Annotated in this window: 17 protein-coding genes; 14 read left to right on the forward strand and 3 right to left on the reverse strand. The window is 46.3% G+C overall.

What is annotated here, in order from left to right:
- Nucleotides 1-4 precede the first annotated feature (4 nt).
- The 12 genes from IEY34_RS12455 to IEY34_RS12510 all read left to right on the forward strand — a co-directional run bounded on the left by IEY34_RS12455 (nt 5) and on the right by IEY34_RS12510 (nt 12,302).
- Nucleotides 5-1,438 carry an ATPase, T2SS/T4P/T4SS family gene (locus tag IEY34_RS12455; protein ID WP_229757615.1) on the forward strand — a complete coding sequence of 478 codons (1,434 nt, stop codon included), beginning with the start codon at nt 5-7 and terminating at the stop codon, nt 1,436-1,438.
- Between the two features lie 4 nt (nt 1,439-1,442).
- A complete protein-coding gene (locus tag IEY34_RS12460) occupies nt 1,443-2,375 on the forward strand; it encodes a type II secretion system F family protein (protein ID WP_189011918.1) in 933 nt (310 codons plus the stop codon).
- 3 nt (nt 2,376-2,378) lie between these two features.
- Nucleotides 2,379-3,251 (forward strand): hypothetical protein, encoded by an 873-nt coding sequence (locus IEY34_RS12465; RefSeq protein WP_189011920.1) that lies wholly within the window; start codon nt 2,379-2,381, stop codon nt 3,249-3,251.
- Nucleotides 3,252-3,265: 14 nt separating this feature from the next.
- Nucleotides 3,266-3,415: a hypothetical protein gene (locus IEY34_RS12470; RefSeq protein ID WP_189011922.1), complete on the forward strand. Its 150-nt coding sequence runs from the start codon at nt 3,266-3,268 to the stop codon at nt 3,413-3,415.
- A gap of 159 nt (nt 3,416-3,574) precedes the next feature.
- Nucleotides 3,575-4,000 (forward strand): hypothetical protein, encoded by a 426-nt coding sequence (locus IEY34_RS12475; RefSeq protein WP_189011924.1) that lies wholly within the window; start codon nt 3,575-3,577, stop codon nt 3,998-4,000.
- Nucleotides 4,001-4,016: 16 nt separating this feature from the next.
- Nucleotides 4,017-4,499 (forward strand): hypothetical protein, encoded by a 483-nt coding sequence (locus IEY34_RS12480; protein WP_189011926.1) that lies wholly within the window; start codon nt 4,017-4,019, stop codon nt 4,497-4,499.
- Nucleotides 4,500-4,551: 52 nt separating this feature from the next.
- Nucleotides 4,552-5,742 (forward strand): M24 family metallopeptidase, encoded by a 1,191-nt coding sequence (locus IEY34_RS12485; RefSeq protein WP_189011928.1) that lies wholly within the window; start codon nt 4,552-4,554, stop codon nt 5,740-5,742.
- Nucleotides 5,743-5,854: 112 nt separating this feature from the next.
- Nucleotides 5,855-7,636, forward strand: coding sequence for a cache domain-containing sensor histidine kinase (locus IEY34_RS12490; RefSeq protein WP_189011930.1), 1,782 nt, complete (start codon nt 5,855-5,857; stop codon nt 7,634-7,636).
- On the forward strand, nt 7,608-9,065 hold the full coding sequence (locus IEY34_RS12495) for a response regulator (RefSeq protein ID WP_189011932.1): 1,458 nt from the start codon (nt 7,608-7,610) through the stop codon (nt 9,063-9,065). The genes IEY34_RS12490 and IEY34_RS12495 overlap by 29 nt, the downstream gene beginning before the upstream one ends.
- 111 nt (nt 9,066-9,176) lie before the next feature.
- On the forward strand, nt 9,177-10,505 hold the full coding sequence (locus IEY34_RS12500) for an ABC transporter substrate-binding protein (protein ID WP_229757616.1): 1,329 nt from the start codon (nt 9,177-9,179) through the stop codon (nt 10,503-10,505).
- Nucleotides 10,506-10,578: 73 nt separating this feature from the next.
- Entirely contained in the window at nt 10,579-11,454 is an 876-nt protein-coding gene (locus IEY34_RS12505; protein ID WP_308423010.1) for a carbohydrate ABC transporter permease, read from the forward strand.
- Between the two features lie 23 nt (nt 11,455-11,477).
- On the forward strand, nt 11,478-12,302 hold the full coding sequence (locus tag IEY34_RS12510; protein WP_189011934.1) for a carbohydrate ABC transporter permease: 825 nt from the start codon (nt 11,478-11,480) through the stop codon (nt 12,300-12,302).
- 54 nt (nt 12,303-12,356) lie between these two features.
- On the opposite strand, the gene clpP is transcribed toward IEY34_RS12510, so the two are convergent.
- The 3 genes from clpP to IEY34_RS12525 are packed head-to-tail and all read right to left on the reverse strand — an operon-like array spanning nt 12,357 to nt 13,856.
- Nucleotides 12,357-12,938, reverse strand: a complete 582-nt coding sequence (clpP, locus tag IEY34_RS12515) for an ATP-dependent Clp endopeptidase proteolytic subunit ClpP (protein ID WP_189011936.1) — start codon at nt 12,936-12,938, stop codon at nt 12,357-12,359.
- 32 nt (nt 12,939-12,970) lie between these two features.
- Nucleotides 12,971-13,261 carry a hypothetical protein gene (locus IEY34_RS12520; RefSeq protein ID WP_189011938.1) on the reverse strand — a complete coding sequence of 97 codons (291 nt, stop codon included), beginning with the start codon at nt 13,259-13,261 and terminating at the stop codon, nt 12,971-12,973.
- A 13-nt stretch (nt 13,262-13,274) separates the two neighbouring features.
- A complete protein-coding gene (locus IEY34_RS12525; protein ID WP_189011940.1) occupies nt 13,275-13,856 on the reverse strand; it encodes an ArsR/SmtB family transcription factor in 582 nt (193 codons plus the stop codon).
- Nucleotides 13,857-14,309: 453 nt separating this feature from the next.
- Here IEY34_RS12525 and IEY34_RS12530 point away from each other — a divergent pair, with 453 nt between their 5' ends.
- A complete protein-coding gene (locus IEY34_RS12530) occupies nt 14,310-14,615 on the forward strand; it encodes a TnsA endonuclease N-terminal domain-containing protein (RefSeq protein ID WP_189011942.1) in 306 nt (101 codons plus the stop codon).
- A gap of 213 nt (nt 14,616-14,828) precedes the next feature.
- Nucleotides 14,829-19,238, forward strand: coding sequence for an AAA family ATPase (locus tag IEY34_RS12535; RefSeq protein WP_189011944.1), 4,410 nt, complete (start codon nt 14,829-14,831; stop codon nt 19,236-19,238).
- Nucleotides 19,239-19,350 lie beyond the last annotated feature (112 nt).

A 19,350-nucleotide genomic window follows, 5' to 3' on the forward strand; every position in this document is an offset into this window, starting at 1 on the left:
GGGAGTGAGCGAAGAACGGTTTTCGATTATAACTTATATGCATGATCGCAAAATGGAACATAGCCAGAATGGTCTAATGAAAGCCGCCTATGCCTCAGATGTGCCAATTAATCGGCCACATGCTAATCAGGATGATACGGTTTTCAATCAATGGATTGAAGACATCCGCAGTGAACTCGTAACGATGAAAGGAAGGACAGAGGCTGAAAAGCAGCTGTACAATGAGACTTTGAATCGAGCGGTTCTGGGTTATGAAGAGGATCGAGGAAAGCTGCTAGCTATCATCCATGACTTGGTTTCCAAAAGAAGACTTTCCGGAGCAGCACCTAGAACAATTGGTTATTCATCGCTGCCTGAAGCTATATTTGCTGAGATCATTGGGTTAAATGTACTTGAATTAGTACTTAAACAGAAGGAGGGACTTGAAGAGATTCAGGTCGTAGGAAGGCAGATTTTTGAAGTGCGCGGAGGAATGTCCGTACCGTCTGCTTATATGCTGCCATCTGTGCGCGAATTAGAACGAATTCAGCAAAATTTGGTGCTTTTTAATAATGATACGTTGAACCCTAGAAAACGATGGGCGGAAGTCATGCTGCGCGATGGATCGAGGGTTACCATGACAGGCTTTGGGTTTACCGCCGAACCAACCTTGACGATCCGATTCTATACGGTCAAAAGCTTTGATTTGGCCACACTTTCGACTGCTGAATTGGCGACGATGAACAGCAGGATGGAGAAACTAATTCTATGTTTCATCCGTTCGTATTTTAATATAGTTGTAATAGGCTCGACAAACGCTGGAAAGACGAATTTAATTAAAGCAATCATAGCTGAAATGGATGATAACGAACGTATTATTACGATTGAATCCAGATTCGAGCTTAATTTGAAGCGGGATTTTCCCCGGAAAAATATCGTCGAATACGAAATTGATGAGGATGATCCGAGGCATTCTGGTCTGCAAGCATTTAAATTGGCTCTAAGACAATCGCCCAAACGCATTGTTCATGCCGAAATTCGTGATGAGGACGCCAATTTATATGTAAGGGCATGTACTCGCGGGCATGAGGGAAGCATCACATCCGTACATGTGAGTCAGTTGGAAGATGTTCCTGACGCAATTACAGATATGTGTATGCTGGATGGCAGAGGAATGAATCCAAGCCGTTTAACAAAAAGAATTACGGAATATGTGACTCAAATCGGCTTGGAGATGGCGGTTGTGCAGGGAAAACGAAAAATCGTGCGAATCGTCGAATATCGGTATCAACATGACGAGGTTTGCGTCACGGATCTAGCAGCTTATGACAAGTCGACAGAGGATTGGACATTTCCCGGGAAATTGTCGCTTCATGCATCGCGGAAAATCGCTAAGTCTGACCCAGATGGGTATGTTTTGTTATCAAAGCTCGGTTTTATTGAGAAAGAAGGCGAGTAACTAGATGATTTTCGCCAAATATGTCTTTTTAGTTTTGCTGTTTGTCCTCGTATTTGTCTGTATTCAATCCATATTGCCCATAATTATCCGAAAACGTAAAGCCAGATATAGGCTGCATTATGTCAAAACCGCAACGTTCGGCACAAGAATCAGCGAATATTTGGGAAATAAGAATGTTTTAGTTAAGCATATAAAGGAAATGATGGAATCCGTCGAAACAAAATGGAGCCTAAAAACGATGTTGACGGTTACGCTGATATTATTTTTAGCTGGGTTGTTGGTGGGAATCTTATATTTCCAAACGGTGAAGGGTGTTATGATCCTGACTTCAATTTGCATGTCGTTTCCGTATATGATGCTCAGGCTTAAACTGGTTAGTATCAGACTACAGACGCGACTGGAATTTCTTCCGGCCATAGAAGTGTTCTACCAATATTATTTGGTGGATCACAACAAGAACATTAAGATCTCACTTAAATATTGCTTGGAAGAAAATCGAATTATGTATCCGATTAAACCTATTTTTGAGCAGTTGTATCGCAATTTAATGACACAGCGGGGAACGGAGGAAAGCTTGCGTCTATTTTCACTTACATTAGGCCATGCATGGGCTGATTATTTTACAGGCATCATGCGGGTTGCTCTGATCGAAGGAAGTTTTGTGGGCGACAGCTTGAAAGAACTGGTGATGGATATGCGGAAGGCACAGAGATTTGATCAAATGGAAAGAAACCGGCTGTTAGAAATCCGGATTGCCAATTTTACACCCATTTTGTTTCTTGTCTTATTTCTATGTATTAATTTCAAAATCAATCCAGACAATGCCTACCTATACTATGTAATTGACCCTGTGGGGAGAAATATGATTTTGGATGCGCTGCTGCTGATTTTTGTTTCGTTCTTAATGGGCATCTATTTATCGATGCGGAGAATGTGAGCGATGATCCGTATCCTTTCGAATGGGTTGCTTTTCCTGCTGTGCATGACGATGGCATATCATGGTTTGAAGTTAATGCCCGTTCGCACGAAAAGATGGCGATCTCTTGCTGTGAAAAAAGTGCTGCAAGAGACAAAACTGCCATCATGGTTATTTGTTTGCTTGGGGCTGCGACAGAACAAGATTGAAGAAAAACGGCAATTATTGCGCGGGTGCGGAATTGGGATGAATGCCAGCCTCTATGAAGGAGGAAGAAGAATTCTGATGGGTGGAGCGCTTATTCTTGCAGCCTTGGGGTATGCGGCGCTTCAGTATCCTATTTTTATTTTCCACCTTCAGCCTGTTTACTTGCTTATAGGCGCTATTTGCGCAAGTATCTTTTTATTTGCTGATAAAAAAGTGCTGGCGTCCTTGAAGCAGAAGCGTGCGCAGCGCATTATTCGTGAAATTTATGTTATCAGTCATCATCTTCTTTATTACAAAGGCTCGAATTTACACTTGCATGCTAAGCTTTCCTTGTGTGCAGCGCAAACCCGTTCGATACGGACACCTTATCAATTGCTGCTGAATGAATGGTATCAAGGTTCAGAAACGGCAATAATAAATTTCAAAGCAAGATTAGGGACGGATGAGGCTGTGAGTTTCGGGGAGACCTTGAATGCATTGAGGTTGAATGAGCATGACAGCTATTATGAACTCCTCAAGCAAAGAATTCAGGATTATAAGGATAAAATCGAACTGATTCGTGACAGTAAAAAGGAGACGGTATCTTACTTGTTGTTCGTCCTGGCCGGGTTACCTATTCTCAATACGTTTCGGGTTTTTATGTACCCTTGGATTGCTGAGGGGCAGCGGCTGTTTAATACGATTAATTAAAAGGGAGATCATTTATGCGGAATATTCTGATTACGGTCATGATGCTTATTGTTGTTGCCTTTCTCTTTACAACCATAATCAATGACGGTTCGACAGGGATGAGACGTAATATTTCAACGCACGGTACGCAGGCAAATACAGAAATTACAGCATTAAGGCCATAAATATGGATCTTTTGAGGTGAGATCAATTCTAGTAACGGCCATGCTTATTATGGTGATAATCATCCTATATAACAATGTGGTGGGAGGCAGTATGGGGACACGGCAGCAGGTTCATAATGGCGGTGCAAGGATAAATAGGACGATTGAACAGATAGATCCATGAAGCAAATTTTAGTATTTATTTTGTTCGCAACTTTACTGTGTTGGTTTATGTTTGCGCCCGTTTATAAACATATCATTATTGTTAGACAAGCTGTTTTGCAAAAAGAGGTTGATTATTTATTGGAGATCGGAGCAAGCGGCAGGCACGGTTATATTAGCAACTTGATGATTCAGGAATCCAGAGATCGCCTAGAAGGAAGAGGCTTCATACCGGGAGATCTTGCTTACTCGGTAGAAACAACCACAGGGGTTAATGGTATGGATGCTAGTCAACCTGTAAGGAGAGGGACAGGCTTGAGACTGCATATGACATATCCCTATCATCGCCTTTTTGTCATTGATCAGCTTGTTGGCATTACGATTCCTGCTGCATCTGCTCGGATGGGGGCTATGGGAATGAAAATGAGCGAATACGTGCCTTGATGGTTGGGGGAATGTTTTGTATAAGCTGCTTTTAATTGTATTGATGAGTGTGGTTTATATGTCTTTATTTGCGCTGCAAACCGATGAGGAATTGGCGATGCACACCCTTTTTCAGGGCAAACATGCTTTAAATGATGCGGTGCATGCAGCTGCGCAGCAAAGCAACCAAATGAAGCTGGCCAGCGGTATTCATTCCATTGATGAAATCAAAGCCAGAGCGGTGGCGCTGCAATATTTGCAGGTTAATCTTAGATTAGATGAGACGAATGATCCGCTGCCAACTACCTTTTTACAAAGCAAGGTGGTGGTGGAGTTATTTAAGGTTGTAAACGATAATGAAGCATTCCCGTATACGTTTGTTGACGCTGGGAATGGCTACTCGGTTACGCTCGACCGTCCCGGTGTGATTATGTTTATTCGTTTGGAGTTTCCCCGAACCTATACGGTTTTACAGCCAATCACATGGACGATTAAGTCCTCTGCGGAGATGGTTTATTAAATGTATAATAGACAGATAAGTATACATTTAAGACGATGCAAGGAGCGAAACGATGAATATTTTTGAACAAAGACAGCGTTGGTTGCAGGGGGAGATGGTGAAGCGGGGCTGGTCCGGTTTCTTGGTCACCCAGAATGTTGATATGTATTACTACTGCGGTTCGATGCAGACGGGGTATTTGTTTATTCCGGCGGAGGGCGAGGTGCTATACCTCGTGCGCCGCAGTCTGGTCCGCGCAGAGGAGGAAGCGTCAGCGGACGTGGAAGCGCTGGGGTCTTGGAAGACGCTGGGCGAGCGTCTTCGCGCGCGCTGCGCGGATGCGGACGCAGCGGGGGCAGCGCTGCGGATCGCAACGGAGCTGGACGTGTTGCCCGTCCAGCTGTATGTACGGCTCCAGACCGCGCTGCCCGGCGCGGTCTGGGAGGACGGATCGCTGCTCGTGCGTGAGCAGCGAATGATCAAATCGCCGGACGAAGTCACGGCGATTCGGGCGGCCGCGCGCGTCGTCGACGCGGCGCTGGAGGCAGTCATCCCTCACATTCGTGAAGGGATGGCGGAGTTCGAGCTGATGGCGCTCATTGAGCATCAGCTCCGGCTGCGCGGGCACCAAGGGCTGATGCGCATGCGCGCGTACAATTCCGAGTTGATCACCGGAATGGTCGCGGCAGGCGCGTCGGCAGCGGTGCCGACTTATTTTGACGGGCCGGCCGGGGGCACGGGGCTTCACCCGTCCAGCCCGCAGAGCTCGGGCCGCGCGCCGATTCGGCGCGGCGAACCGATCCTCGTCGATCTCGGCTGCTCGATCGACGGCTATCTCATCGATCAGACGCGGACGCTCGTGATCGGCGATCTAGACCCTGAGCTGCAGCGAGCCTACGACGTGGCGGAGCAGGTGCTCCGCGCCACGGAGGCGAGGCTGCAGCCGGGTACGATTGCCGAGCATCTGTATCTGCTCGCGCTCGATCAAGTGAATGAAGCGGGGCTAAGCGCCCACTTCATGGGGTACGGCGCCGACCAAGTGAAATTCCTTGGTCACGGCATCGGGCTCGAAATCGACGAGCTGCCCGTTCTCGCCAAGGGCTTCAAATACCCGCTGACGCCAGGCATGGTTATCGCGATCGAGCCCAAGTTCACCTTCCCCGGACGCGGCGTAGTCGGGATTGAAGACACTTATTTGATCACGGAAAGCGGCTTTGAGAAGCTTACGCTGACCAGGGAAGGTATTATCCAAACATCCAAGTAGGAACAAAAAAGAGGCTGTCCTATGGTTTTCAACCGTTTAGGGCAGTCTCTTTGTTTTTAAACAACAAGCAAGTATACTAAACCCATATAAAACGGATAAGGGGACATGGGTGTTGAAACATTTTATACCGCAAACGTTAAAGTACAAGCTATTTCTGACATTTTTGCTTGTCATTCTGCTGCCGATTCTCATCTTAAACATGACGCATGTCCAAAAGTTCGAAACCTTGATGAAAGAACAAGTCAGCAGTCAAAACCTTGAACAGATGACAACGATTACTTCGTCATTAGGAAATTTGCTTGGCGTTGCCGAGAAAACGTTCACGCTCATTGAGCAGGACTCCTTCGTGACGGCGATTTTGAAGCATCCGGAAATCGGTATCACTTACCCCTCTGTCCAACAAAAAATGAAGATTGAAGAGAAGTTTAACGCTCTTAATAATAGCGTGTTTATCGCTAATTCCTATGTGTATTATACCGTTCTTGATTTGGAAGAGCATGTGTATACGTCCTATGGACCGAATCGGATTTTGAGTTACTCCGGCATAGCGGCAATGCCGAGGATGCAAGAAGCTTTTCAAGGCAAGCCGCAATCGAAGTGGCAGTTGGAGGAAGGCGGACTGAATTCCGATTTCGGCATTCAACCTTCCCTTTTGACGATTTACAAAGCTCTGCGGGATGAGAATAATCGTATTTATGCGGTTGTACGGATGGGTGTGGACTATCAGAGTTGGCTCAGAAGCGCCATCCCAAGTCCGGTCAATGAGGAGTTATACGTATTAGCTTCTTCAGAGGGGGAAATCTACGCTCGCAGCAGCACGTCAACGGCAACGGCGCTGCCGAATCCATTGAATACGGTTGGCTGGGAGCCGATAGGTTCACAGGTTGAGAATGATCATATCGTTAGTTACTCCAAAATTCCCGGTTTGAATTGGTATTTGATCAAGAGCATTCCGACGAAATATTTGTTTCATAAAGTAAACCAACTGCAGCAATCCTATTTTTTAACAACGCTCCTTATAGCTATTTTGTTTATCGTGATGACCTTTTTAATCTCAACGACGATTACTAGACCTTTGCAGCATTTGCAGAAGAAGATGTCGGATGTGGTGAAGCGGAACCTCAAAATCCAACTTCCCGAAGAAAGCTACAAAGGCGAAATTTTAACGTTTGTGCAAGCTTTTAATAACATGGTGCATGATGTAGAGAGTTTATTGAATCGTTTGAAAGAGGAGGAGCGAAACAAGGAAGCTATGCGTTTCCAAATGCTGCTTTCGCAGATGAATCCTCACTTTCTTTTAAACACATTAAATACAGTGAAATGGCTTGCCATTGAAATTGGAAATAAGCAAATACCAGAAGTTTGCGAGTCCTTGGGGAAATTGCTGGAAGCCGGGATGCGTCTGGACGTGGATTTAATCCATTTGGAACATGAGATTGAGCTTGCGCAGCGATATATTAGCATTCAACAGCTTCGCTATGATCGCGAGTTCCACGTGGATATTACGTTTGATCCTGAACTGCGTTTTGCGCTTGTTCCCAAGCTGAGCTTGCAGCCGCTGATTGAAAATAGCATTTATCACGGATTTAGCAAAATGGATCGATTAGGTCGAATCGAGATTCGAGTCCATAAAGAGGAAAATGAGCTGGTGATTGAGGTTGAGGATAACGGCGTAGGTTTGGAACAGGCCTATACCTCTACAGCGGCAGGTCATGGGATTGCTTTAAAAAATCTGGAGGAACGTCTAACACTGCTATTCCGGAAGCAAGGGAAAATTAGTGTTGAGTCTGTGCAAAGCGGGACCTTGGTGCGGATTCGCACGTTGTTCCTGTTATCTACACCTTATGTGAAGGGAGATGGCTTACATGTGGACGGTTCTCTTGGTCGAGGATGAAGCCTTTGTACGGCGGAGTATTCGGAAAGGCATGCCATGGGAGGAAAATGGCTTTCAGGTCATCGAGGAATGCGGGAATGGCGAAGAAGCGCTATCCATCATACGGAAAATGCAGCCGGATCTGGTCATTTGCGATATTATGATGCCAGTGATGAATGGCGTCGAACTGCTTGCGCAGGTACGTCAGGAGCTGTTGGATACCTGTTTCATCATGCTGACGGTTATGAATGATTTTGCGTTCATTCAGCAAGCGATGGAGCTTGGGGCATCAGGTTATGTGCTCAAACTTTATTTGAGTCCGGAGAAAATGACGGAAGCGTTGACGAAAGTCAAAGGTGAGCTGGAACGCAACTCACGTCTGATTTCCAAAGAAATCAACGATTATTGTGAGGCGCTATATAGCGGAATAAGCAAGGGGGAAGAGCTGTTGGCTAACCCTGCCTTTATGCAGGAAATGTTTCAGCCAAATTGGCTTATTCTGATTGCTCATGGCCAGCATGCTTTTGCTAAGCAGGATCTGCGGCAGCTTTCTCTATTTGAATGGGAGATCAATCCCAAGGTGCATATCTTTACGAAGCTGGGTTTCTCGACCATTTTTAGCAAGATGCCAGAGGAAACGAAGATTCACATTCAGAACAATGAGCTGCGCAGCAACTATATTGTGGTTATCTCTGAATTGGCGGAGAACGAGGATGTGGCAGCCCTTTGGGAAAGTATGGTATCCCGCGTCACAGAGCTTTGGTATGCCAATAGATCGGGTATTTTCTTCTATCAGCCTAAGGGACTCAAAGATCAGGTCTTTAGCAGTTTGCCATGGCAATTGGAAAAGAACTTAATTCAAGCTTTTGAGCAAATGAATCTAGGATTACTGGAGCTATCTTGGCAAGAAATCTGGGCTTGGACGAATGAGGTGCAGTTGTCATTACTTCGTGTAAAAGAGATTGCGCTGCGTTTGGATCGCTTGTTTGCCGAGCTTGCCTGTGTGCAGGCCGAATCACCTGCCATCTACACAGAGGCTGTTTCCCACCTCGAGGCAGGTCGTCATTTTAAACAAAGAATAGATAGGTATATGGCTCATTGGAAAGCCGCGAAGTATGAGGTTACGGATCATATTGAGATCAATAAGGTGATTGCCTATATGAATGGCCATTTCGAAGATGAGCTGTCTTTATCCCTGCTTGCCGGAATTGCCACGATGGATGATAAATATTTAAGTGTTTTGTTTAAGAAAAAAACCGGTAAGACCGTGACGGAATATTTGATGGACATTCGTATTAAGAAGGCCTGTGACCTGCTGTTGCAGACGGATCAGCCTGTAGCGTTGATTGGGGCTAAGGTAGGTTTTCCAAATGAGAACTATTTTGCCCGTATGTTCCGGAGAGAGGTCGGCATGCCGCCAAGTGTTTTCAGGCAACAACCTATGAAGTGATGAAATCAAACTTTTGTGCTAGAAGAACAAGATTTTGTTCCTTCGAACGTCTGAGGGCTGGTGATATAGTTGGTTTGTAACCAGCAAGCATAAGGAATACGGGAGGGTCAAATGATGAATATAAAGAAAACAACGTTAAGTCTTCTATCAGCGGCTGTCGTGTTAAGCATTACCGCAGGTTGTGGTTCATCCGGTGATAAAACGGCTGTGACGAATAGTCCCAACGCTACGACAGAAGCGAAGAAAGCAGTGACGCTTACTATGTGGGGAGGCGTGCCTGGAGAATCTGGTCCGCAAGCGGTTGTTGATAACTGGAACGCAAAGAATCCTGATATTCAGGTGAAATATGAGCGTTTTGTCAATGATGATGCAGGGAACTTGAAGCTTGACACCGCTCTGACGACAAATCAAGGCATCGATTTATATGTGAACTACACGTTATCCGTTTTGTCCAAACGTGTTGAAGCGGGGACTGCGCTCGATCTTAGCGAGTTCAAGGATTATAACATTGACGATAAAATGGGCACAGACGCCAAAGACTGGAAAGTCAAGGATAAGTACTATGGCCTTCCGACCAAAAAGAATGTATCGTTCGTTTGGTTGAACAAGAATGCACTCGATGAAGCGGGATTAGCGGTTCCTGCTCTGGATTGGACGATGGATGATCTGCAGCAATATGCTATCAAGCTCAAAAAAGGCACACGGTGGGGCTTCACCCAGCATATCTCAGCATACCCGAGTTTCTTCGATGGCGCTAATGCGGGAGCAGGCTTCACGAAAGCTGACGGCACGTCCAATCTCGATGAACCGACGGTTCGCAAAGCCTATGAATCGGTGTTTAATATGATGTATACCGACAAATCGATGCCATTATTGGGTGAGCAAATTACGAGCAAGATGCCGACAGATACGATGTTCTTAAAAGGTGAAACCGCGATGTTGGGAGCGGGCGAGTTCATTTTCCGCAATTCCAACAATATGAAGGATTTCCCTCGTGACTTCAAAATTGCGTTTGCCACAGTCCCCAAAGTAACGAAGGATCAAACGAATTTTAAATATCCAGGCGGCCTTGGGGATGTAATCTCCATTAATCCGAATTCAAAGAATAAAGAGCAAGCTTGGAAATTCTTGAAATGGTACGCAGATGGCGGGATGATGCCGCTGGCTGCCGGTGGACGTATTCCTTCTTCCAAGGATGCGAATGTGGAAGAAGCGATCAAATTACTTCTTGGCGACAATGAAAAGACCTACGACGTGGATTCACTCAAGAAAGTTGTATTCGGTAAATTCCCTACGTTTACAGCAACGATTCCCCAACAGATTGTCGATGCGCGCAGAGAAGAATATGAGAAGTACTTCCTCAAGGCGCAATCCTTGGATGATACCATGAAGAATACGGTCAAACGCCACAACGACTACTTGGCTAAAAATAAGAAATAAGCAAGAAAAAATGGGGGGATGCATCAGGAAAGAGGTACCTCCCTTTTTTGTTCAAAAAGGAGTGGATATTTGCATGAACTGGGCAAAAAAACAACAAAGATTAGGATACTTGTTCATTTTACCTAATATGGTGGGCGTCATTTTATTCTTCGTCATTCCTGCTTTATTTTCACTGGGAATCATGTTTACTAACTACAAATATACGTCGCCGGATATCGCATGGATCGGGCTTGAGAATTTTAATCGACTCTTTCATGACCCAGTCTTCTATGTTTCTTTGAAGAAAACGGCTCTGTTCCTGGCTTCCGTGCCAGTGTCGATCGGCTTGGCCTTTCTTGTCGCGCTTGTTCTGAATCGAAGCGTGTATGTCAAAAGCTTGCTGCGCGCGATGTTTTTCATGCCTTATATCACAAGCGGTGTTGCGGTTTCCTTCGTATGGATGCTGCTGTTTCAACCGTCGCAGGGACCTATTAATGGCTTTCTTCGTTCTATTGGCATCGAACACCCACCAGGCTGGATGTCGACGACAACGTCCTCGATGTATGCGATCGACATCATTTGGATTTGGTTTCTGCTTGGTTATAATATGATTATTTATTTGGCGGCGATTCAAGAAATACCGCAGGAGCAACTCGAAGCAGCCAAGATTGATGGCGCCAGCACATGGACGACGGTATGGAAAATTATTTTCCCGTTAGTGAGTCCATCTACCTTCTTATTAATGATTACGGGCTTGATTACATCGATGAAAACGTTCGGTATGATTGAAGCTGTTACGCAGGGTGGACCTGGCGGCAGCACTACGATTCTGTCCCTCTTCATTTACCACAATGCGTTTCGTTACTACGAAATGGGGTATGCATCAGCAATCTCATGGGTGTTATTTGCAATCATTTTCTTGATTACGATGATCCAATGGGTTGGTCAGAAGCGCTGGGTTCATTATTAAGTAAAAAACCGGAGTGATACAATATGGAAATAAAACCGACAAAAATAGGAAGCACTGTTGTGATGCTCATCCTTGGGCTTTTCATGATTATGCCGTTCCTCTGGATGATTAGCACCTCGTTTAAATCTCCGAGTGAAGTGTTTCAGTATCCGATTCAATGGATACCGTCGAAAGTGACATGGGAGCATCATCTCAAAGTATGGACAGGCAAGGATAGCTTTCTGATTTATTATATGAATTCATTGAAAATCGCTGTTATATGTACGATTGGGGCTACGTTTCTTTCGGCTTTGGCCGCCTATGGCTTCTCGCGGGTTGAATTTAAGGGAAGAAATGCGCTCTTCATGTTCTATTTATCGATGATGATGGTTCCTCCGCAGGTCTTATTTGTTCCTAAATTTATTTTGTTTGATAAAGTCGGGATTTATAATACGCACTGGGCGTTGATTTTACCGGGCTTGTTTACGATATTCGGGGTGTTCCTCATGCGGCAGTTTTTTATGGCGATCCCTCACGAAATTACAGAATCGGCATTTGTGGACGGGGCTGGGCACTTCCGTATTTTCTTCCGGCTTATGCTGCCGCTCGCTAAACCAGCGTTGGCTACCCTGGCGATCATCGATTTCTCCTGGCACTGGAACGACTATGAGAATGCGCTTGTGTTCCTGCTGGATCGCGATTTGTATACGGTTCCGCTAGGTATGCAGAATTTCATACTGGAGTTCAACATTGACTATAACGGGATGATGGCCGCGACTTCTGCTGGCATTGTTCCGATGCTGCTGGTATTCCTGATCGGACAAAAATATATTATTCAAGGCATTACGGGCTCCGCGGTAAAAGGCTAATGCAAAAACTCACCTCCAAGTGTCATGGGGGTGAGTTTTTGAGTATTATTGACGTTATATTTTCTCGATCACTTTATCAATCAAACCATACACTCGCGCATCTTCAGCTTCCAAAAAGTAATCACGGTCGGTGTCCAGCTCGATTTTCTCGATGGGTTGTTTGGTCGTCTCTGAGAGAATGCGATTCAGAATACTGCGTGTTTTGAGAATGTGCTGACTGCGAATGTGAATATCGCTCGCTTGCCCTTGCGTGCCTCCCCATGGCTGGTGAATCATGACTTCCGCGTTCGGAAGCGCGAATCTTTTGCCTGGTGCGCCAGCGGTTAGAAGCACAGCACCCATGGAAGCCGCCATCCCCACACAAATGGTGGATACATCTGCTTTTATGAAATTCATCGTATCATAAATTGCCAATCCTGCCGATGTTGATCCACCCGGAGAGTTGATGTAGAGCGAGATATCTTTCTCGGGATCTTCAGCAGAAAGGAACAAGAGCTGTGCAACAATCGCATTGGCGACTTGGTCGTTAACCTCTGTACCTAAGAAGACAATTCTGTCTTTCAAGAGTCTGGAATAAATATCGTAAGAGCGCTCGCCGCGCGCAGTTTGTTCAACGACCATAGGTATGAAACTCATTGGAATCATCCTTTCTTTTTTGGGGTAAAGCGTTAAGCTGCTTTGCTTTGTACCGAGTAAGGATTTCCGGCGGACTTCTGACCGAATCCAGAGGAGACCATAATCAATCGTACGGGTTCTTCTCCTTGAGCGGAATAAAACTCGCGTACCGTGAAGGTTGCCTCAGAATCCACGAGGGTTCCCTGACGACGATAGGTGTCAATCGAAATGACATTGTTTCCCGCGGGCTCAGGTTTACGCTCCAGTGGTTGCTCCCAGGCAATAATTGGTGCTGCTGGAGTGGCTTCAAGTGCAGGTTTCCTTGATTTTTGTTCATGACTCATGACAAATGCCTCCTCATTCTTTGGGTTTGGGGTAGACGGCCAACAAGACTTGGTAGGCTTCCTGATCGTTGCAGCTCGAATAGCGTTCGACCAACTGCTGGACCATAGCCGCATACTCCTCAATGAACGATTGCCGCTGTTGTTCGTCGTTCAAATGAACCTGAAGCTGCAGCGTTGCGCTTGGAATGACTTCACCGACATCGGATTGCTCCATAAGCAGCATCGCATCTCTGCGAATTCGCTCGGATGTCGTCACGAGATGTGCAAGCGAGCTTTGATCCTTGAGCTTTTGCAAGGTTTCCGGCTTCATGCTGAGCGATTCGGCCAGTACGAAGGTTTTGGCGATAGCGCGATAAAGCACTTCGACCAAATTGCGCACTTGGCGTGTGCCGACACGCTGCACGAGGCCAGCTTTCTCAAGCGCCTTGAGATGGTAATTAATACGCTGGGCGGTCTCGCCGAGCGTGCGCGCTACCTCAGCGGCAGAGCCAGGTTCCAAAAGCTGAGCGATGATTTCCCCGCGAAGCGGATTCAACAGGATGGTAGCCTGCTCGGGGGACTCGATGTAGAAGCTGTCTTGAATCTCTTGTGGCATGGAGAGTAAGGCCTCCAGTACAAAGAATATGTTACGTAAAAATATTTTATTACGTGGAGGGGAGAATGTCAATGGGCGGGGGTGATGGTTGAAGACATTGAAGTGTTGGGTGACAAATATAGTTATGAAGTATAGAAAATAATATTTTTGGCGAGATTTGATAGTACCAAGATATACAGGACATATGTCCTTAGTTAACAGCTGCGTTCACTCCATGGGGTGAACGCATATTTTTTTTTAGGGGGAAGAAAGATGACTAGAGGTAGTGCCATTCACAAAACGCAGATGAATAGACTAAAGGACGGTCGAGGTCAAGGATATGGGAAGGATTATAAGCCTTTCATTTAAGCTAGTGATAATAAAGCTCCTTCAGAAGGATACCTTATTAGGGAATTAGGATGGAAGACAAGTAGAATACATCACACACTGTCCAAAGAAGAGTGTCGCTATCTAATGGTATTAAGCTGGTCAGATAGTGTTATTGACATAAGAGAGCAGTATCCTCTAACTCCTATTGAAAGAAGTATTGAAATTGCAGAAAAACTAAATATCAAGCATGCAAATAAAGATAATGAGCCTATAATTACAACGACTGACTTTATGATCACAATTGAAACTGGGAAAGGCTTAGAAGATATTGTTAGAACGGTCAAGGTTCCTAGTGATTTAACCCCAAGAACCCTAGAACTCTTTCAAATCGAAAAAACTTTTTTCGAAGAGCAAGGAATCAATTGGGGAATTTTTCATTTTATCGATTAAGTACCGCCCGAACGAGGGAAAGCTCTTCTCATCAGATTGGACAAGAAGAGCAGGGATTACGTCAACCCTATCGGATAAGCACTGCTCAAAGTCATGTTCCGCGTCAGGTCCGTACACGACCCCATCACGATCTACATTATTAATAATTAATGGTAGAATGATAAAGAGTCAATAATAGTATTTATATAAATATGAATGGGTCACGAAGGAGGATTGGACAACATTCCAGCAATGGAAGGAATCGAATTACGGAAGTTGATGAATGGGACTACAATCGATATTTCTTCTTTTCTGCAAATCGCCCTAACACTGACGAATGTGGTCTATACCTACCACAAACGGGATACGATTATCGGGAATTTGAACCCGGCAGGCGTTCTAATTCAGTTAGAGAGAAAGCTTGCCGAGCTTACCGATATTCGAATAACTGATTACGCTTACCTTTCTCCGGAACAAACGGGCAGGATCAATCGTAGCCCGGAGAGGCGTAGCGACTTATATGCGTTAGGGATGATTTTATACGAAATGCTTGCAGGGAGCCTGCCATTTCGAGCACAGAATAAGGAACAATGGGTGCATGCCCATCTTGCAATGATGCCAATTCCTCTGAGCAGGCTACGTCCGGAAATTACGGGCCCTCTCGAAGGTATGATTATGAAACTTTTGTCGAAGATGCCCGAGGAACGCTATCAGAGCGCTCACGGTGTGATAGTCGATTTACAACGGTGTGTCTTTTCTATAGAAGAGACAGGTGGAATTGTTCCCTTCGAGATTGCCCGTGCAGACGATGACAGCCGCTTTCAGCTCCCGAACAGCCTCTTCGGACGCGAGGCGGAGGAGGTTCAGCTCTCCAAAGCTCTGGAACAGGCTCGTGCCGGCGGATGCGCATTTGTAATGGTGTCTGGAGGGGCAGGTAGCGGTAAGACCGCGCTCGTTCATCAGCTTCAAGGTTCTGTTATACGGACAGGTGGCCGCTTCATTGCGGGCAAATGCGATCTGATGAATCGGGATATTCCGTTCTCGCCGATCCTAGAAGCGCTTCGTAGATTGATTTGGCAAGTGTGGAGCGAATCTCCAGAATCCATCGCAAGACTTAAAGTACGGTTAATGGAGGCATTAGGCCGCGGAGCGGGTGTTATTGCACAACTATTACCGGAAGCGGAGAAGCTCCTTGGTAATCTTCCTTCGGTAGAACGGCTGGGTCCTGCAGAAGCGGCCATTCGTTTCCGTCTGCTGCTTCCTATTTTCATACAAGTATTTGCGGACAGCGGACATCCCCTTGTACTCTTTCTGGACGATCTACAATGGGCGGATCCTGCTACGATGGATGCCCTTCGTACGGTTGCACAAGACCCCACCTTACATAGTTTATTATTGTTAGGTGCATTCCGGGAAGAGGCAGCACCGCACCAGATAGCGACCGAAGATCCCCGAGCAACGGCAACCGCATGGATAGAAAATTCATTCCCGCGGCATAAGACTTCAACTTCGCTTAGTGTGCAGCATATTGCGCTCGATCCTCTGACCTATATCGACGTTAGACAATTCGTATCGCATATCGTTAAGGAAAATTCCGCTCGCATCCGAATGTTAGCGGAGTCTTTATACCACCGAACAGGTGGTAACCCGCTCTATCTACACCGTCTTCTGGACAGTTTGTACCGTGAAAAAAAACTATATTATGACGAGGAGAAATCCAATTGGGCCTGGGATACAGCAGTAGTTAAGCAAATATCCGAAGATCCTGACATTCTGCTTTTAGTCGGTACTCGTATCCGCATGCTGCCATCCGATACCATTGAACTGCTAGCCGTAGCGGCGGCTATCGGGCATCGATTCCGATTGTCGGCGGTCGCTGTGGCAAGCGGGCACTCTATGATTTATGCGAACCGGCTTTTACGCGTAGTCGAGGAAGAAGGGTTAATCTCGCAGGAGAATGATTCCAACGAAGCGGATACAGACGAAGTTTACTATACTTTTCTGCATGACCGAGTGCAGCAAGCCGCTTATCAGACGGTTCACGAAACGCAACAAGCAGATCTGCACCTCAAGATCGGACGTTCATTGGGCAATCTGGCATCGGATAGCTCGGACGATTGGTTGTTTGATCGGGTCTATCACTTGAATCTGGGCAGCGAACGAATGACAAGCCAAGCGGAGAAGAGGGAGCTAGCTGCTTATAATCTCCAAGCCGCTTTGAAGTCGAAGGCTTCCACGGCTTTTGCCACCGCCAAGAACTTCCTGGAAAAAGGCTTGCGTCTTGTCGAGAATGATGAGCAGGGGCAGAATTCGCTGGCGTATCGTTTAATGCTGGCGCTGCCCGTGTGCGAATATATGTGCGGAAGCGTCGACCGCGCGGAAGAGTTGCTCGATCAGCTACTGCTCCGCACCGTGGGTGTGGTAGAGCGCTCCCGTATTTACCTGATTCAAATCTCCATGTATGCCTATCTCAAAAGAGATAGAACGGCTGTTGCTATTGGATTCAAGGCGCTTGAGGAAATCGGATTTCTGGTGCCGAAGAAACCCTCAAATGCCTTAATCAAGGAAGAATTGCACCTGTTACAGATCGCTATGGCTAATATGCTTAACGAACCGGAGCTTGTGCCAAGCGATGATCCCCATCACCTCGCAATGTCCAATCTGGTCATGGCGATATCGACATCGGTATTTTTATTAAGTAATGAACGGTCCGTCGTGTTATTATCCAGATTTATTCGATTTAGCTTGAAGGTTGGAAAAGGAAGTAGCGAGGCTTTTGCATTTATCCTCGCGTTTTACGGTGTCATCATTCTTGGAAATAAGAGCGTTGCAGCCCCAATAAGTCGTCAGTGCATGGATGCTGCGTTCCGAATAGCGTCATCTTTCGAAAGTACGGATTTGTTATGCAAGCTGAGCTACTTCAGGGGAATCGCTAGACTACTACACCAACCGGAAGAAAGTATCGCGCATTTCGAGCAATCGATGCGTTATGGAATGGAATCCGCGAATTTGGTCTTTGTTAGCCTAGTGGCGTTTACATGTGCGGTCACCCATACTGGAGATTTACATACATTGTCTGCACGGATAACGAAATATGAAGATCTGTCAAGGCAGCTTCTAGATGAGGTCGCGAAGAACGCTTTTCGTATCTCGCGGTGGTATATCGCCCAATTGCAGGGAGGTGACGGGGAGGGCGAGGGCGTTGTATTGCCGGTGCAGAATGATGGATTAAAGGGGACTATGAATAACGAAGTTTCTTATATATGTAGCTGTAAAATAGAGATTGCTTATTTGTTCGGACGGTACAAGGAAGCCCTGGAATGGATAGAACAAGGGGAGTTCAATACCGCCAGACAGAATTGGTTACAAGCTCGCAAGCAACATGTTTATCATGCGCTTACGCTTGCCGCTAGATATGCTGAAGCGCCGACGGTGGAACGGACAGGTATTCGGGCTAAGCTGAAGAAGTTATTGTCGGTCATGAAGCAATGGTCTGGATACTATGGACAGAACACTCCGGTTTGTCTGCTCGTCTCGGCCGAGTTGTACAGGATTGATGGGAATTCGGTCGCTGCCGCCAAAGGATACGATGATGCGATCCGCGAAGCGCGAAGCCAAAAAGACAAATTAATGGAAGCGGTAGCTTGCGAACGAGCTTCCGTATTCTATAGGGAAGCGGGAAGCAGGAACGGAGCGGACGTGTTGATGGCGGATGCCTGCATTGCTTATTCGGCGTGGGGGGCTGCTCGCAAAGCACAAAGGTTACGAGAGGATTACCCGGATCTACGGTTCTCAGGCGCCCAATCGCAATCGCAAGAAGACGGAATGGTGGCTAAAGGATTAGATGGATTTGAAAAGGAGCGCGAGAGGGTACCGACAATCGGCGACGATCATGTGTTCATTAGACAAATTTCGGAATGGTCGAGTACGGAAAATAGTGAGGATGTGATGCATCATTTCCTGGAATCGGCAATTCGTTATTCGGGTGCGGAGAAGGGATACGTGTTAACCAGTCACGAAGAGGGCTTTACGATAGAGGAGCAAGCGGGCGATCATAAGGATGTTCGGAATGAGGCTTCATTCGTAGAGACCATCGTACGTTATGTCTCCCGCACTGGGGAACCGGTTGTGCAGGGCGATGCTCCACGAAGCCTATTTACGACGGATGTCTATGCTCATCGCAGTCTCCCGCTATCCATCCTCTGTACGCCGATTCTTTTTCCGGGACAGTCGCGGTCGTCCGTTCTGTATTTGGAGAATAACCTCCTCGCTGGCGTGTTCTCTACGAAGACACTAGAGGTGCTAGATCTCATGATCGCCCGAATGGTGTATGTGAGATCATTGAATCATTGGCGTCAACAGACTAGAGATTCAAACGATATCGTTAGTCCTTCCACATTGTCTGTTCAAGATTCGCTGCTGTTCGTCGAAACGCTGACGACCCGCGAAATGGAAATGTTGTACGCATTGGCGGATGGCTTGTCTAACAAGGAAATCGCTTATCGGTTTGGGTTAACGGAAGGTACGGTCAAGAGTTACGTGTTCAACTTATACGGTAAGCTTGGGGCGAAACGACGAGCTCAGGCGATTGCGCGTGCAAGGGGAATCGGATTATTGGACCAGATATATGGCGTGAATAAATGATAAGCCAATAATTGGAGCGGACAACTGCTCTATTATTGGCTTATTTTTTTTTGCGCAACTAACTTTCGTTAGTACTGTTGAGTTACGTGTAGGATATATACTTGGTCTTCGG

Source organism: Paenibacillus marchantiophytorum (assembly GCF_014640555.1).
In the GTDB taxonomy this organism is placed as follows: domain Bacteria; phylum Bacillota; class Bacilli; order Paenibacillales; family NBRC-103111; genus Paenibacillus_E; species Paenibacillus_E marchantiophytorum.

What these genes read in the sequence shown, in the direction of transcription:
- IEY34_RS12530 (WP_189011942.1), top strand. Translation starts at nt 14,310, where the DNA reads ATGGTATTAAGCTGGTCAGATAGTGTTATTGACATAAGAGAGCAGTAT.
- IEY34_RS12525 (WP_189011940.1), bottom strand. Translation starts at nt 13,856, where the DNA reads ATGCCACAAGAGATTCAAGACAGCTTCTACATCGAGTCCCCCGAGCAG.
- IEY34_RS12510 (WP_189011934.1), top strand. Translation starts at nt 11,478, where the DNA reads ATGGAAATAAAACCGACAAAAATAGGAAGCACTGTTGTGATGCTCATC.
- IEY34_RS12505 (WP_308423010.1), top strand. Translation starts at nt 10,579, where the DNA reads ATGAACTGGGCAAAAAAACAACAAAGATTAGGATACTTGTTCATTTTA.
- clpP (WP_189011936.1), bottom strand. Translation starts at nt 12,938, where the DNA reads ATGAGTTTCATACCTATGGTCGTTGAACAAACTGCGCGCGGCGAGCGC.
- IEY34_RS12520 (WP_189011938.1), bottom strand. Translation starts at nt 13,261, where the DNA reads ATGAGTCATGAACAAAAATCAAGGAAACCTGCACTTGAAGCCACTCCA.
- IEY34_RS12485 (WP_189011928.1), top strand. Translation starts at nt 4,552, where the DNA reads ATGAATATTTTTGAACAAAGACAGCGTTGGTTGCAGGGGGAGATGGTG.
- IEY34_RS12475 (WP_189011924.1), top strand. Translation starts at nt 3,575, where the DNA reads ATGAAGCAAATTTTAGTATTTATTTTGTTCGCAACTTTACTGTGTTGG.
- IEY34_RS12465 (WP_189011920.1), top strand. Translation starts at nt 2,379, where the DNA reads ATGATCCGTATCCTTTCGAATGGGTTGCTTTTCCTGCTGTGCATGACG.
- IEY34_RS12460 (WP_189011918.1), top strand. Translation starts at nt 1,443, where the DNA reads ATGATTTTCGCCAAATATGTCTTTTTAGTTTTGCTGTTTGTCCTCGTA.
- IEY34_RS12470 (WP_189011922.1), top strand. Translation starts at nt 3,266, where the DNA reads ATGCGGAATATTCTGATTACGGTCATGATGCTTATTGTTGTTGCCTTT.
- IEY34_RS12495 (WP_189011932.1), top strand. Translation starts at nt 7,608, where the DNA reads ATGTGGACGGTTCTCTTGGTCGAGGATGAAGCCTTTGTACGGCGGAGT.
- IEY34_RS12500 (WP_229757616.1), top strand. Translation starts at nt 9,177, where the DNA reads ATGATGAATATAAAGAAAACAACGTTAAGTCTTCTATCAGCGGCTGTC.